General features: G+C 49.2%; 15 protein-coding genes and 1 tRNA gene. 6 read left to right on the top strand and 10 right to left on the bottom strand.

What is annotated here, in order from left to right:
- Nucleotides 1-297 precede the first annotated feature (297 nt).
- Nucleotides 298-639, bottom strand: a complete 342-nt coding sequence (locus L6H65_RS21195; RefSeq protein WP_236344737.1) for an LSm family protein — start codon at nucleotides 637-639, stop codon at nucleotides 298-300.
- Between the two features lie 120 nt (nucleotides 640-759).
- Here L6H65_RS21195 and L6H65_RS21190 point away from each other — a divergent pair, with 120 nt between their 5' ends.
- The gene (locus tag L6H65_RS21190; protein WP_236344736.1) at nucleotides 760-2,334 is read left to right on the top strand and encodes a sensor histidine kinase; all 1,575 of its coding nucleotides are present in this window, start codon (nucleotides 760-762) and stop codon (nucleotides 2,332-2,334) included.
- 129 nt (nucleotides 2,335-2,463) lie between these two features.
- On the opposite strand, the gene L6H65_RS21185 is transcribed toward L6H65_RS21190, so the two are convergent.
- Nucleotides 2,464-2,538 (bottom strand) — tRNA-Thr (locus L6H65_RS21185).
- 233 nt (nucleotides 2,539-2,771) lie between these two features.
- On the bottom strand, nucleotides 2,772-3,365 hold the full coding sequence (locus L6H65_RS21180) for a DUF4352 domain-containing protein (protein ID WP_236344735.1): 594 nt from the start codon (nucleotides 3,363-3,365) through the stop codon (nucleotides 2,772-2,774).
- Nucleotides 3,366-3,671: 306 nt separating this feature from the next.
- Between L6H65_RS21180 and L6H65_RS21175 the strand changes: the two genes are divergently transcribed.
- Nucleotides 3,672-4,103, top strand: coding sequence for a hypothetical protein (locus L6H65_RS21175; RefSeq protein ID WP_236344734.1), 432 nt, complete (start codon nucleotides 3,672-3,674; stop codon nucleotides 4,101-4,103).
- 754 nt (nucleotides 4,104-4,857) lie between these two features.
- Here the strand turns inward: L6H65_RS21175 and L6H65_RS21170 are convergent.
- Nucleotides 4,858-5,511, bottom strand: coding sequence for an NUDIX hydrolase (locus tag L6H65_RS21170; RefSeq protein WP_236344733.1), 654 nt, complete (start codon nucleotides 5,509-5,511; stop codon nucleotides 4,858-4,860).
- Between the two features lie 3 nt (nucleotides 5,512-5,514).
- Complete coding sequence (gene mscL / locus L6H65_RS21165) at nucleotides 5,515-6,021, bottom strand: large conductance mechanosensitive channel protein MscL (protein WP_236344732.1); 507 nt, start codon at nucleotides 6,019-6,021, stop codon at nucleotides 5,515-5,517.
- Between the two features lie 197 nt (nucleotides 6,022-6,218).
- Between mscL and L6H65_RS21160 the strand changes: the two genes are divergently transcribed.
- From L6H65_RS21160 to L6H65_RS21145, 4 genes are all read left to right on the top strand, one after another.
- A complete protein-coding gene (locus L6H65_RS21160; protein WP_236344731.1) occupies nucleotides 6,219-8,024 on the top strand; it encodes an ATP-binding protein in 1,806 nt (601 codons plus the stop codon).
- A 142-nt stretch (nucleotides 8,025-8,166) separates the two neighbouring features.
- Entirely contained in the window at nucleotides 8,167-8,934 is a 768-nt protein-coding gene (locus L6H65_RS21155) for a sporulation protein (protein WP_307728381.1), read from the top strand.
- Nucleotides 8,935-9,069: 135 nt separating this feature from the next.
- Complete coding sequence (locus L6H65_RS21150; RefSeq protein ID WP_236344729.1) at nucleotides 9,070-10,203, top strand: DNA alkylation repair protein; 1,134 nt, start codon at nucleotides 9,070-9,072, stop codon at nucleotides 10,201-10,203.
- Entirely contained in the window at nucleotides 10,200-11,231 is a 1,032-nt protein-coding gene (locus L6H65_RS21145) for an FUSC family protein (protein ID WP_236344727.1), read from the top strand. The genes L6H65_RS21150 and L6H65_RS21145 overlap by 4 nt, the downstream gene beginning before the upstream one ends.
- Before the next feature lie 158 nt (nucleotides 11,232-11,389).
- Here L6H65_RS21145 and L6H65_RS21140 read toward each other — a convergent pair whose 3' ends face one another.
- The 5 genes from L6H65_RS21140 to L6H65_RS21120 form a co-directional block, all read right to left on the bottom strand.
- Nucleotides 11,390-11,680 (bottom strand): transposase, encoded by a 291-nt coding sequence (locus L6H65_RS21140; RefSeq protein WP_236344725.1) that lies wholly within the window; start codon nucleotides 11,678-11,680, stop codon nucleotides 11,390-11,392.
- Between the two features lie 31 nt (nucleotides 11,681-11,711).
- The gene (locus tag L6H65_RS21135) at nucleotides 11,712-11,855 is read right to left on the bottom strand and encodes a hypothetical protein (RefSeq protein WP_236344723.1); all 144 of its coding nucleotides are present in this window, start codon (nucleotides 11,853-11,855) and stop codon (nucleotides 11,712-11,714) included.
- A 95-nt stretch (nucleotides 11,856-11,950) separates the two neighbouring features.
- Nucleotides 11,951-12,301 (bottom strand): hypothetical protein, encoded by a 351-nt coding sequence (locus L6H65_RS21130; RefSeq protein ID WP_236344721.1) that lies wholly within the window; start codon nucleotides 12,299-12,301, stop codon nucleotides 11,951-11,953.
- A gap of 13 nt (nucleotides 12,302-12,314) precedes the next feature.
- Nucleotides 12,315-12,929, bottom strand: coding sequence for a TVP38/TMEM64 family protein (locus L6H65_RS21125; protein ID WP_236344719.1), 615 nt, complete (start codon nucleotides 12,927-12,929; stop codon nucleotides 12,315-12,317).
- Between the two features lie 15 nt (nucleotides 12,930-12,944).
- Nucleotides 12,945-14,135: an MFS transporter gene (locus L6H65_RS21120; RefSeq protein ID WP_236344717.1), complete on the bottom strand. Its 1,191-nt coding sequence runs from the start codon at nucleotides 14,133-14,135 to the stop codon at nucleotides 12,945-12,947.
- Between the last annotated feature and the right edge of the window lie 153 nt (nucleotides 14,136-14,288).

Here is a 14,288-nt window from a genome sequence, read left to right as displayed (position 1 = left end):
CCGATCTCGATTTGTACCCATTGTATCGCAAACCCTTTAGTCCCTTATAAAGGGAAGGTGAGACATATGTTTGTTTTGCTAACATATTCCTAATAATTTGATTTCATGCTTATAAATGATAGGAAGCATTCCATACATGAATATATTACGTCTATATTCGCAAAATTAAACCTCAAGCATACGGGGCTTATTCGAAATTGAATGAGCGATATAGCAAGTATACGGGCAGTAGTGCTTGTCCAGTGAAGAAAGAAACCGAACCGCATCTGTCGGGTCCGGATGATTCAAGCTGTTTCGTTACGTGTAAAGAAGGGTAATGACCAGAAGTTCGTATAGTACAAGCGGAAGAATAGCGCTGTACGGATTTGCAAATGCACGCTCTACATTCCAGGCAGGCTCGCCGCAATGCAAATACAGCAGGCAGTGATCAAAGTGGATGATCGTTCCTTCATAGGCGATGCCATCCACGGTCTCCACCCTGACCTTGCGATGCATATGTTTCTTGCATAAGTCATGCATCATCGTGCGAGTATGAAGAATGGATTTGATCATTTCGGGCTCAGCTTGATAGAAAATTTGAGGCGTGAGCTTATTCGCTTCTGACAGTATAAGTCCCTCCCCTCTTACCGTGGCAATCATTGAACGACATTGTACGTTCTATACATATGCTGGTCGATAATCGGGTATGAACTGCAGGCTGCCAAGTGCATTCGACGGGTAGTATAGGGACATGCCTTATAATAGTAGGGGGAATTGCGGTTGACGTTTTCCAAAACATTTTTGGTGAATATAAGCCTCTTAATAACACTTGCCTATTTGTTTAATTTGGGTTACAAATATTTGTTCCAGCACACGAGCGCCAAAGTGAAATATGGGCTAACGATAGCGATCTTCATCCTTGGCGGCTGGCTGGCTATGGTGTTTGGTTTGCGTATCCATGAGACGCTGATCGATCTGCGCGTGGTGCCGCTTATTGTAGCCGTGATAGTCCTGCCGGGACCGCGGGCGGTTCTGATTATTGGATTCGGAATTGGCATTGGACGGTTGTTTTTTGGATTGGACAGTATGGCGTGGTCGGGGTTTATTAGTATGAATGTGCTAGGCATTATCGGTGCTTTCATGAATTTGTGGCTTCAGCGGGTGTCCTGGCCGTTTGTATGGAAGAGCATAGCGGCGATTATTGGCATAAATATCGGGTTTGCACTTAATGCGACGGTTATATATAGAATCACGGATAATATGAGCTGTTGGGAGTACTGGTACAATATAGGGATTGTTGCCTTTCCGCTCAGGCTGCTGCTTAGCGGATTGTTCGTCTTTATTATTCGGGATTTCCAGAGGGAGCAGCAGCGGGTAGATGATCTGCGGATGATGAACATGCTGCTGCGGCGACAGACCAGAGCGCTGCGCGAAGCGAAGCGCGAGGTCGAGGACAAAGCGGATGAGCTGCTCGTTGCTTCCAAGTACAAGTCGGAGTTTCTGGCGAACATGTCTCATGAGCTGAAGACACCGCTGAACAGCATTATTCTGCTCTCGCAGCTCATCCGGGACAACGACGATAACAGCTACGAAAGCGAAGTGATTCGTTACGGCGATCTCATCCATGCAGCCGGCAATGACCTGCTGCATCTGATTAACGATATTCTTGATCTCTCCAAGGTGGAGGCAGGGAAGATGGACGTTGTTTTTGAGGCGGTCTCCACCTATGATCTGGTGCAAATGCTGCACCAGCAGTTTCAGCCGCTTGCCGATCAGAAGAATTTGACCTTCGTGATGGATATTGCTGCGACTGTCCCTGGTACGATCCAGACGGATGTATTGCGGGTGAGTCAAATTCTGCGGAATCTGATCGTGAATGCGATCAAATTCACTGAGCAGGGCGGCGTTAAGCTGAATGTACGGTACGAAAGCGGATCTGCTGCAATTGAGTCAGGTATTTATTGCGTGCGCCGTATCCGCAACTGGAATCCGGCATCATGGGGCCGTCCGGTGGTCAGGCCTTCTATACCGCCGCGCGTGGCCTTCACCATAGAGGACACGGGAATCGGCATTGATCCTGACAAGCAGCAGCTCATATTCGAGGCTTTCCGGCAGGAGGACGGGGCCATTAATCGCAAATATGGCGGGACAGGACTAGGACTCTCGATCAGTCTGCAGCTATCGCGTCTGCTTGGCGGCTCGCTGAGCTTGCAGAGCCGAAAGGGCGAAGGCAGCGCATTTACGCTCCATCTGCCGGTTCGTCCAGCAACTGCGGAATCGGAAGAGCAGCCTCTGCAGAATCTCGTCAAAGAGAAGAGAAGCTTTCGGATTGGAAGACCAAAGGCTAAGAGTTGAAAATAGCGGGGAGTATGAACTCTTTCAAGTAGAGGTTGAGATGTGTGTTGCCGATCGGTGTGAAAAAATAAGATAAAAAAGACGCGTGGTTCCGATTACTCGGCAACCCGCGTCATTGCTGGAGTTAAATGGTGCTGATGAAGGGAATTGAACCCCCGGCCTACGCATTACGAGTGCGTTGCTCTACCCCTGAGCTACATCAGCGAAAGGTCTATCACTAAGACGACTTTTATAATATATCGCATAGCCAAAATAAAAGTCAAGTATTTATTTCAGTCGTAGTTGTAAACTTCACTAGGTGGTAATTTGCTTCTCTATCTAACCGTTAGCTAATCAAAAAGAGTCTCCCCTAAGTCACTATAGATGACTTAGGGGAGACCCTTTTTACCATTGCTTCATATACGAATATAATAGAGTCTCGTTATGAGGGGTGTCCTCTATTTTTGTTTTTTTACTGCAAACTTGTACTTATCGTCTCCAAGGGTGAAAATCAGATACAACGGCTTATCGGAATCCTGTACTTCCTTAACGGTATCAAACACAATTTCCCCTGTTTTTGTCGACAGCGGATTTAACGACGCCATATAAAGCTGCTCCTGATAGCCTAATAGATTAGTTGATGTGAAGTCATATTTATCATCATATTTAAGCATGACACCTACATCCTTATTCTTCATGGATATAACAGGAAGGAATGTATTGACTTCTGAGCCGATATTTTTCACCGTCACATTTGCAATTGCATAAATATTGCCCTCGTCCGGTGAAAACACGATAACGTCGTTTGGCTTCAGCTCGGGTTTATACTCGAATGATTCCAGCTTAACTTCCCAATCTCCGATTGTCACGGTATCGCCAACATTATACATGCTTGGCGCTTCAGCCTCTTTCGCAGCAGAATCATTGCCATCCGTTGTGGCATTCGTTTTTTGACCGGATGTATCGCCAGTCTTGCCAGTTTCCGTACCAGCGGAACAGGCTGTCATAAGAAGCATAAGCACCAAGCTGGTCAGCAGCAATGTTTTTTTCAAATGAATCCCTCCAAATAATTTGATAATTATCAATTCTCTCATCCTACATGAAAATATTTCTAAAATCAATAGTTTACAATATCGTAGCAAGGAGCATTTATATATTAAATATGGAAATAATAAATATAAAAATGACGAGAGATAATGCCAACAAATTTGGAATATAAGGACTTTTACCCTGTCAAGCGAATGACTACGCATGTATGAAGGCTTTGAGAATACACGTTTCACGGGGATTACCTGTCCATGCCATATTCTACCTCCTCCCATATATTATCTCAAGCTCGATTAAGAGGAGGAGATTCAGTGTCAGCCAAGGTTAAGTTTAACAACGTTAAGGTAGTTCGCAAAAACCGTGCCCGCATTTCAAGTTCAAGTTCAGGTTCTAGTTCAGGTTGTGGTAAGAAAAGAGATAGAGCAGTAGATGGTATGCAGGAAGCCGGGGAAGATCTTTGTGATTTTTTCTGTTCGCTGAAACATCGTCAAGTAGCTGCTAAGCTCGTTCGTGCCATCCGTTGTAAAAACCGTAAAGTTGTTGAACATTTGATCGGCCACAACTGTAATGTCGTTAATTTCTTCAATCAAGGAAGATTCTCTTGTGTGCGTATCAGCTGCGTGTTTGGCGAATGCTGCGACGTTCGAATCACGTTCGATATCTGTGTATCGAATGAATTCTGCGGAAACGATATCGGTGGTAGAAGCGACCGTACTAGAGGCAACCGCTGCTGCGGCATTTAAAGTAATCGAAGCACATCGCTTTTATGCCTATTGCTGAACCGGAATCCGCATTTAATCCGCCATCGCCTAATAGCGATGAGCGGATTTTTTTGTCCCTTATGAGGACAAGTCCTCTCTTGTGAACAGATGGATGGCGAGCAGCATAGGTTAAAGGAATTGACTGTACGGGGGAGGAAGCTTATTATGTCGATCATTCGGAATTTCCCGCCAGCACTTCTGGAGGAGCATCGGCAATGGCATCATGCCAACCATCAGAATAATCCAGCGAATATACCGACCGGCTATGGGGTAAGGTTCTTGAATTTTCACCGGCAATTTATTGCAAAAGCGCTTCAGTGGTATAACCAGCAAGGCTATAATCCTCAGCTAGTCGCCCCTTGGCAGAGCGTGCCGGAGGAAATCCGGTATACACCGTGCTACAACCGGGCAGCTGAGAGGCGAATTATGTACAATCCGCAATCCTTTGCGACGGCAGATGAGCTTGGACGGTTTATTGAGAGCTCGGGTATACACGGATGCATTCATCAGGAAGCGGCGCGGATTTATAACGAAAGCGAGCTCAATGATTTTGATATCGCGCCTATTAGCACCATATTTTATAATATCCATGGCATGATCGACAGCTGGTATCGTCAGTGGGAGAATAGCATGGGGCAGGGCAGAGGTCAGGGGGCAGCAATCGTTACGGGAAAAAGAAAGGCGAGACACAGCCCTCACAAGAGGAGGCTGACCCGCCATCATCTATCAGGTAAGCTTAGGTATGTGCTAGTAAAGAACGGAACACAGCGGCATAGTGGGACAAAGGCCGGGTCACAAATTCAGAAGTTGTCACCTGGCGCTCATCGAATCTTCTCGAACCATTCTCATCGACCTCGAAGCCTTGGGCGATTACAGCATCAAGACGGCCCTCGAACAATTCGATCATCGACTCCAGTTCCGCCTCGAATATCCCAATCACTTCGTCGGCTTGGAGCTGCAGGGAGTCGAGCGGCCCGTCATACACAAGGGCGAAAACATCACTGATCTCCCGATCGATGAACGGAACGCCTTGCGCAATGCCGCTGGATTCAAAGCTTGTCTGGCTCAGAGGAATGAGCATTTCGAACGTTGTCGGAATGCCCAGCTCCTCCTCAATCTCGCGCACCGCGTCTTGGACAGTTTCTCCAGCGGCCAGATGTCCTGCGGCAGTAATGTCATAGTGAAGCGGGTAAGTGTCTTTATTGCCATGCCGCAATTGGAACATGACAAGCTTGCGATCGCCGGCACGCCGTGTAACCCAGCAGTGAAAGGAACGGTGCCAATACCCGAGGGCATGCACCTCACTGCGGCTGGCAGTGCCGATATGAGCGCCCGAGTCATCGTAAATATCAAAGCGCTCTTCCTTCGAGCTGTCGTCGCCGAAGCTCATAGGCTAGGAGAGTCCTCCGACCGGCACATCCTCCGCGTCATCCTTCAGATGGGACGTACAATGACCGCAGCGTGTCGCTTTAATGGGAACCTTGGACAAGCAGTACGGGCATTCCTTGACCGTCGGCTCCGCAGGCTGCTCATCAGAATCCTTGTTCATGCGGCGAAGTGCATTTAATCCTTTGACCAGCATGAATATACAGAATGCGATGATCGTGAAATCCAGCATAATATTAAAAAATTGCCCGTAAGCGAGAACAGGGATGCCTTTAGCTGCCGCTTCGCTAAGGGAAGCAGGTCTGGCGACACCCTCATCGAGAGTCTTGAGAACGAGGAACAAGTCCTTGAAGTTCACATTTCCAATCAACGCGCCTATTGGCGGCATAATAATATCATTAACCATCGAAGTGACGATTTTGCCGAACGCTCCGCCGATGATAACCCCTACTGCCAGATCGATTACGTTGCCTTTAACAGCAAATTCTCTGAATTCCTTTATAATTTTTACCATGCGAAATAAGTCCTCTCTTTGATTAGATATAATTTCAGTATACCTCATTCTATCCTGATTTTGTCTTGTAAATTGTTGTCGAAGGAACGGTGTCCATCTGTAGTCCTATAATTCCATGTCACAGAAAAAAGGATTAAATGGAAAAATGTCGAATTTGACAAATGAGAACTGAACTTACTTGTTAACAGAGGGCATTTATGGATGAGCTGATTGTTTCGGAAAGATGGATGTTTTTGCTGTTTGCACTCGCTATTAATTTATTCGCTTCATTCACAATGTTCAATATGATCGGTCAGCTTAAGCATGTTGGAGTCCGGAGAAATTATTGGCTGCTAAGCGGTGCCGCTGTCTATGGACTGGGACTGTGGGTCTGCCATTTCGTCATGCTGATCGCAGCCGATTATATGATCATGATTGATTGGACATCCATTGTGAAGCTTTTATGTCTGATGATCTGTGCTTATTTCTCGCTGCTGCTGCTAGGGAGCCGGCTTGGCTTAGGGCTGCGTCTGTTGGCAAGCAGCTTCGTCATCGCAGCAGGATCTAACTTCATGAGCTACTCCAGATTAATGAGTGAACAGGTGCTGGAATTCAAGATTCATTTTGGTTTGGCTTTCTTTGCGCTTGTCGTCACCATAATTGGCGCAGGAGGGGCATTCTTTCTGTTCCAGCGCAAGAGCAGATACTCGATGCTGCTAGCCGGCCTTATACTCGGCTTGTCAGGCATCGCGATGCAACTGCTCGGGCTTGAAGCGGTTACGATCGAGTATGATGTCGTGCTGACTGCCGACAGGCTGAGCGAATATTTGAAACGGCTGTCCGTTGTGCTGGGTATCGCGACATTGGTCATCTTTGCCTTCAGTACGCTGGCCCGGTTCGTTGACAGGCGATACAATGCGATGGACGAGCGATACAAGCTGCTGGTCGAGAATTCAATTGATATGATCGCCATTATAGGGGACGAGAAGTGGGAGTATATTAACCGCTCAGGGCTGCAAATGTTCGAATCGACGAGCGAGGCAGAGCTGCTGGGGACATCGATATACAGGCAATTGCTGCCGGTATTTCATCCTGCGATGAAGAGTATGCTGCAAGCAACAGCGCAAGGCGTCCAACGGGGTCCGATAGAGATAGATTGGTATACGATGAATGGCAAGCTGCTGCATACGGAGGTTGTGGAGACTTGCACGCAGATTTCGGGCAGACCTGTCTTTCAAGTTATCGTTCGGGATATATCGGAGCGCAAGAAGAATGAGGAGCTTCTTATTAATTCGGAGAAGCTATATGTTGCCGGACAGCTTGCGGCAGGCATCGCGCATGAGATTCGCAATCCGCTGACATCGTTGAAGGGCTTTCTTCAGCTGATGTCATCGGGACGCCAGAGCAACAAAAATTACTATGACATTATGAAGTCCGAGCTCAATCGGATTGAATCCATAGTCAGCGAGCTGCTGATGCTTTCGAAGCCGCAGATCTATGAGCTGTCCTGCAAGGATATACGGCTTATTATACGCGATACGGTTACACTGCTTGAGGCGCAGGCCCTTCTGCACAGCATTGAGATGGAGATGCGCGTTGACGACGATCCGCTATGGGTGCGCGGCGTTGAGAACCAGCTCAAGCAGGTGTTTATTAATGTGGTTAAGAATGCAATTGAATCCATGCTGGAAGGTGGGAAAATAATAATTAGCTGTATGCGTGAGGATGACCATGTCATTATCCGCATCGAGGACTACGGCCCCGGAATACCGGAGGAACAGCTATCGAAGATCGGTCAGCCTTTTTATACGACGAAGGAGAAGGGAACCGGGCTCGGTCTGATGGTAAGCTACAAGATCGTTGATAACCACCAAGGGCGCATTCAGGTGCGGAGCTCATTAGGGGTGGGAACAACGTTTGATATTATACTGCCCTGCACAGAAGCCCCGACAGTTCACGAACCAGACGCCACAGGAAAAGTGACGCCGATGAATCGAATCAGGCAGGAGGATGGCTCTTCATAGCGAGAGTCTGCTGATATACAATTGGTTTGTGCGCAGTGTGAAACTTATTCGGGTTTTCATGCGTACATAGCAATAGCATAATCACAGCATAAGAAGCGTAATGACAAATGTATGGCTTATCAACTATCAGGAGGTCATGTTCATGTTTAATCGCATGTTGGCTAGTATCGGAGTTGGAAATGCGAAGATCGATACGTTATTGGAGAAAGCGCGGTATATGCCAGGTGAAGAAATTCGAGGCGTGATCAAGATTCGCGGCGGCAAGGTAGAACAGCGTATTGAGAAGATAGAGCTTGCTGTTATGACGGAGTATATTAGAGAGAGCAATGATCAGAAGCATAAGCATCATGTGGCTATTGAACGCTTTAATATCTTCAATCCATTCGTGCTTATGCCCAATGAGAATCGCGAGCAGAACTTCGCCATTCGTCTGCCGCACACAGCACCGCTTACAATCGGACGCGCGCCAGTATGGGTGAAGACAGAGCTTGATATTCGCGGCGCTGTGGACCCTGGGGACAATGACCGGATTGAAGTTGTGCCGACACCGCAGATGAATACCGTTCTTGAAGCGATCAATTTGCTCGGCTTCCGCCTTCGCGAAGCGGAGTGCGAGTATGCATCGAAGCTTGGCCGCGGCGTTCCATTTGTCCAGGAGCTGGAGTTTGTGCCTACGACGCAGTTCAGAGGACAGCTGGATGAGCTGGAGGTCATCTTCTACAGCAGTCCGAATGAGCTTGAGCTGCTGCTCCAAATCGACCGCAAGGCAAGAGGCTTTAGAAGCTTCTTCGCGGAAGCGATGGATATGGATGAGTCATTCGTCCGTTTACGGTACTCGAACAATGATCTTGCTGCTGGACCGCATGCACTGGCGCATCAGTTGGCTGACCTTATTGCACGTTACGTGTAAAAAGGAAACGATCTAAAGCATCTCAGGCTCAGGGTTCTTCCTCGCGGAGGAATCCTGAGCTTTTTGCGCGGCATAATGATGCTGCTTGTATGTGTTGTGGAATCAGCTATAATAACGTGAGGAGGCGATAGAGAGATGGCCGAACCGTTGAAATCGATGTATGACCTCGTATTTCTACAGCAGTTTGCGGCACTCGTTCAGTCGGAATGGGAGCCTTTCCAGGGAGAGCGTTTCATAGCGCTGGTAACGGGTGAAGGATGGGAAGAACTAGAGTTGAAAGGGCGCATCAGAAGGATAACAGAGTCGCTTGGCGCGCTGCTGCCCGCTCAATATGAGCAAGCGCTTGATGTGCTGTATGCAATAGATGAGCGATGTGTTGGCTTTCCTTATTTGTTTTTCCCTGATTTTGTTGAGGTCTATGGACAAGCCCATTGGGAGCTGTCGATGGATGCACTGGAGCGATTTACGTCGCGCTCTTCGGCGGAGTTCGCGATTCGGCCGTTTCTGCTTGCAGATACGGAACGGACGATGGGCCGGATGCTGGCGTGGGCAGAGCATGAGAGCGAGCATGTGCGCCGTTTGGCTAGTGAAGGCTGCAGACCGAGGCTGCCCTGGGCCCCAGCGCTTGGGATGTTTAAGCGTGACCCTTCTCCAATACTGCCGCTGCTCGAAAAGCTGAAATGTGATCCATCACTTTACGTACGCAAGAGTGTTGCGAACAATGTGAATGATATTGCCAAGGATCATCCTGCTGTAGTGAGAGAGCTGGCTGCTCGCTGGAAGGGAAGCCACTCCTTGACGGATTGGATCATCCGCCACGGCAGCCGGACATTGATCCGCAGCGCTGATCCCGCCATACTTGCGTTATTCGGATATCAGGATGATGTTGCGTCCAAGCTGGTGACGGAGGCAAGGATTGAAGCAGCATCGAAAACAGCTGTATTAGGCCAGGTGTCCGAGATTATTTATGACCTGTCTCTTCACAGCACCAGCCCGTTGCGTATCCGGGTTGAGCTCGGGGTTGATTATGTGAAGGCCAACGGAAGCGTCTCGCGCAAAAAGTTTCTGCTATCGGACAAAACAGTTCCGGCAGGCGAGCGTCTGCGCGGCGTCAAACGTCTGAGCTGGAAGGACCTTACTACGCGCAAGCATTATCCGGGCATGCATCGGCTGCTGCTCATAGTGAATGGCAGTCCAGTCGCCGAGACTGCCGTTATGCTTCATCAGGACGATCATTTGATGGAAAAGGAAGGGACCGATTCACCATGACAATCGGCGCGCGCGTATTGAAGACAGGGCTGGCCGTAGCGCTGGCTGTCTATGTCAGCAGCCTGCTTGGCTTTCCATCGCCAATTATTTCATCGGTAGCGGCGATCTTCACGATCCAGCCATCGATCTCCCGTTCCTGGCAGCATGTGATGGATCAGCTGCAGACGAATGTGCTGGGAGCTGTCATTGCCATTATTTCCGTTCAATTAGTTGGCCATACAGCAATCGCTATCGGAATTGTATGTATTGTCGTGATTCTCGTATGCATTCGGCTTCGAATGGAGAGCTCAATCGGACTGACACTTGTAACCGTTGTTGCTGTCATGGAGGCGAATCAACAGGGCTGGCTGTTTGCGCTAGAGCGATTCTCGATGGTCATGACCGGAATGGGGGCGGCTTTCTTAGTCAATGTGCTGCTGTTTCCGCCTCGTCCAAGACAGCAGTTCCTCGAACAGGTGCACGGCGCCTACACGCAGCTTTCGCTGCTGCTTCGCATGGCTATTTCCAACGAGATGAAAGAGGATGTGCACCGTACAGAGAAGGACAAGCTAAGCGGTGTGCTGCGCAAGCTGGAGGAGCGGTATGCGCTGTTTGAAGAAGAGCGTACTTTGCGCAAGAAGCCGCGGCAAGCAAGAGCCAGGCAGTTGATTCTGTCCAAGCAGCTCATCAAGGCGCTTCATAAAGGCGCGGATTTGCTGGACGTTGTGGAGGAGCATTATTTTACGGCACAGGGCGCGGGTGAATGGGCGCAGCGCTTCGACAGCCAGATTGAAGAGCTGACGAAATATCATGAACAAATTATGCTCAAGCTTGAGGGCAAAATCAAAATTAATGCGTCCATCGAGCCCGAAGAGGAACGGGAAACCAGGTTTATCAAAGAGCTGACTGCTTATCTGGGCGATAACCTGGAGGAACAGAAGCGGCTTGTGTTCGTCAGCTCTGCTATATTCGAGTATGCGTATCATTTGCGCCGGCTGGAGCGAATATCCGATCAAGTGATTCAGCGTGAGGAAGATGGAGAGTCATAGAGCGCTGTTATCGTGCTCAAACGCGGAATGTCTGCAATTAATTGGCAAGCATATAATGCCCTTGATCAGGATGCGGCAGAAGCGGGTTGCAGGTCCGCTTAAAGCAACGAGGCTGTCTCGCAAGTAGCGCAAGCTACTTGTGAGACAGCCTCTCGTTGTTAATTCTCTTCGTTTCTTCCTTTGTGGCGGCGAGGATGCTGGAGATGGGCTTCCTTCGCTGTAATTTTTCTTTTGGGAACGAGACGAGGGTCGGTTTGGCCTTCGTGATGGTTGTCGAGGCTAAGCTCGACCAGCTCCCATTCCGTAGTGCCCAGCTGCACATCGGCTGGGAATTCTTGTCCTCGCTTGAGCGTTTCTTCACGGCCCAATTCGTTGCGGTAAGTCCCGTCAACCTCGACCGGCTCGCCCGATAGGGGCTCCATCTCGAAATGGCTCTTCTCTTCGCTCATAGTGGCATCCTCCTGGAATCGCATGGGAGCATCAGAGCCCGTGCTTTGGTACGGCACGGCGATCTGCTTCTGATTGCAGCTTGCTCGCCTGCTCTTTGTTATTGCCCGTCTGATCGGCTAGAGACTGTGCTTGACTAGCCTTGATCTGCTCGTTGGAAGGTTGTTCACCTGACATAATGGCCTCCTGTTTCATGTTATAGGTCAATAGGTCATTCCGACTGGAGAACAGCTTCTACAGTTTGCCGCATTAGGAAGAAAACTATGTATAGCTTAGAGGAGCCGCAATCCGCAAGACGGGCATTCTGCATGCTCATGCGTTACGGTTTCCAGACATGCAGGGCAAGGCTCGCTGAAAGGTGTTTTTGACAGAGCATGGAGCTGCTTGGCCTGCGCGGAGGCATCCTTCTCATTGTCATCAGAACCTTGCTGGTGCAAATGGTTGGGCGAGTTGAACAGCGCTTCGACAAACGCCTTCAATTGCGAATGCTTGTCGGAATCGTCAGTTGTAAGACGAATGATATAGATCATGGCGCCAACAAGCGCGACGGCAAAAAGCAGGACGATGACGCTTGCCAAGCCGCTCATCAGACTCATAAGCGGATACATTCCATTCCCGATCATTGGCTGCACCGTCCTATTCGTTGCGCTTCATTTCATACCGCTTCTCAATGCGTTTGCCGCCAAACCACATGCCGACGATGAGCACAATAGTAATCACGATGCGCCATGGCTCCTGCGCAAAATTGGCAATATCAAAGCTGAGCAGCGATACGCTGAATATCATAACCGCCTTTCCAAGCAATACAGCGACGGCAAAGGTATGAAAGGGGACTTTTCCAAGGCCGGATACGATATTAATGAGCGATGATGGCGAGAAAGGAAAACATGCCAGTAAAAATATAGGTGTAAAGCCTTTGTGCTCGATCCAATTGAAGAATACCTTCGAGCGGGGAAACCGTTGCTGCACCCAAGGGCCGAATCGTCCGCCGAGCTTGCGGGCAAGCAGGAATACGAGCAGCGCCCCTCCGGCTACACCGATCCATGAAAATAAGGAACCGAGCCATAGACCGTAAATATTCGCATTTGCCGCAACGAATACAAGAAGGGGCAGAATGGGCAGAAACGATTCTATAAGTGGAAGAAGAATGCCTGGCAGCGGACCGAATGCCGAATAACTTTCAAGCGTGCTCTGGAGATCTTTCAAATCCATTTCCTTCAGGTTGTGTATCCATTCTTGTATTTGACTCATCTTTCGCTAATCCCCCTATTTGACCCTGCTGCCGCTTTCCGTGAATGCACGAAAAGGAAACCAGATGTAGAACAAACCAATTAAGACATACATAGCCGCACTGTACCAAACAACGGCGGATTGGCCGTATATCGAGGCGAGAACGCCGCCTATGACTGGACCGATCATCCCGCCGATTCCTTCAACGGTGGAGAATATCCCCCAGCCAAGCCCCTGCTGCATCGGCGGTACATAATTGGCAAGCAGCGCATTCCAAGCGGGGAGCAGTGTGGCGTAGGATAGTCCAAGCGCCCCTGCGAGCGCCATGCTCTGCCATAATGGGGGCTCCAGAGCCAGTCCGTACAGACATGCGCCAATGAAGCAGAAGCCGAGAACAAGAAACCATTTCTTCCCGCCGAGCTTGTCAGAGAGCCGCCCCATCGGAATTAATCCGATCACTGTGAAGGCTCCTCCTGCGAGCAGAAGAAGGGAATACTGCGCACCGGTCATTCCGAGTCGCTCCTCGGCGAAGCTTGGCAGTATAGGGACAAGCATTCCTGCACCCAAGGTTTGAAGCACCATGCCTGGGAGCAGCAGCTTCATATGGCGCAGACGTTCGCGCAGAATGGAGAATTGTTCACGCATCGGAAGCGACTTGACGTCAGAAGATTTGCGATTGCTGGTGAACAGTGCAAGAAACCAGCAAAATATAGATAGTCCAAGCAGCAGATAATAGGTTGCTGCTGTACTGAAATCTAATAAAATATTGCTCACGATAGGGCCGGAGCCGATACCGACAAGCCATATCGTGTAGAGAAATCCCATCTGGGTGGCGCGCTGCTCCTCCGTCACCTTGGTCAAGCAGACGATCCATATCGGTGATATACCAACTCCATAGAGAGCCGCCGCAACGATAAACAGCCAAGGCTCATGGGCGAATGGCAGGAGCGCAATGCCTGCGAGGGAAACAAGCAGCCCGGCATGGACAACGAAACGGATCGAGAATCGGTCCAGCAAATATCCAATGGCCATCTTCAGTGCGGTATCCGTTACATAATGCGCGGTAATGGCGATCCCGATAATATCGAGAGTGAGGCCAAGCGTTTTCTCTCCATATATAGGAAGAAAGCTGATAAGCGCTGCCCCTCTGACAAATTCAACAATAAACAAGATAGCCGAGAACAGTAAGATTTCCGGCCCGAACCAGCGTTTTCGCAATATGTTCATTCCGATAACCCCTTCTTCTCCGTACAAAGTCGCCCTTCAACCATTCCTGCTGCAGCTGCAAGAGAAGCCAGCAGGAAGAAGGGGCTCCTACCATTATATTCAAGCAGGAGCAAAAATCCAAGAAGCTGCATCATCGGCATCTTCGCAGGTGAA

Source organism: Paenibacillus plantiphilus (assembly GCF_927798095.1).
Taxonomy (GTDB): Bacteria; Bacillota; Bacilli; order Paenibacillales; family Paenibacillaceae; genus Paenibacillus_Z; species Paenibacillus_Z plantiphilus.
This window is presented reverse-complemented; position numbering and strand designations above follow the sequence as displayed.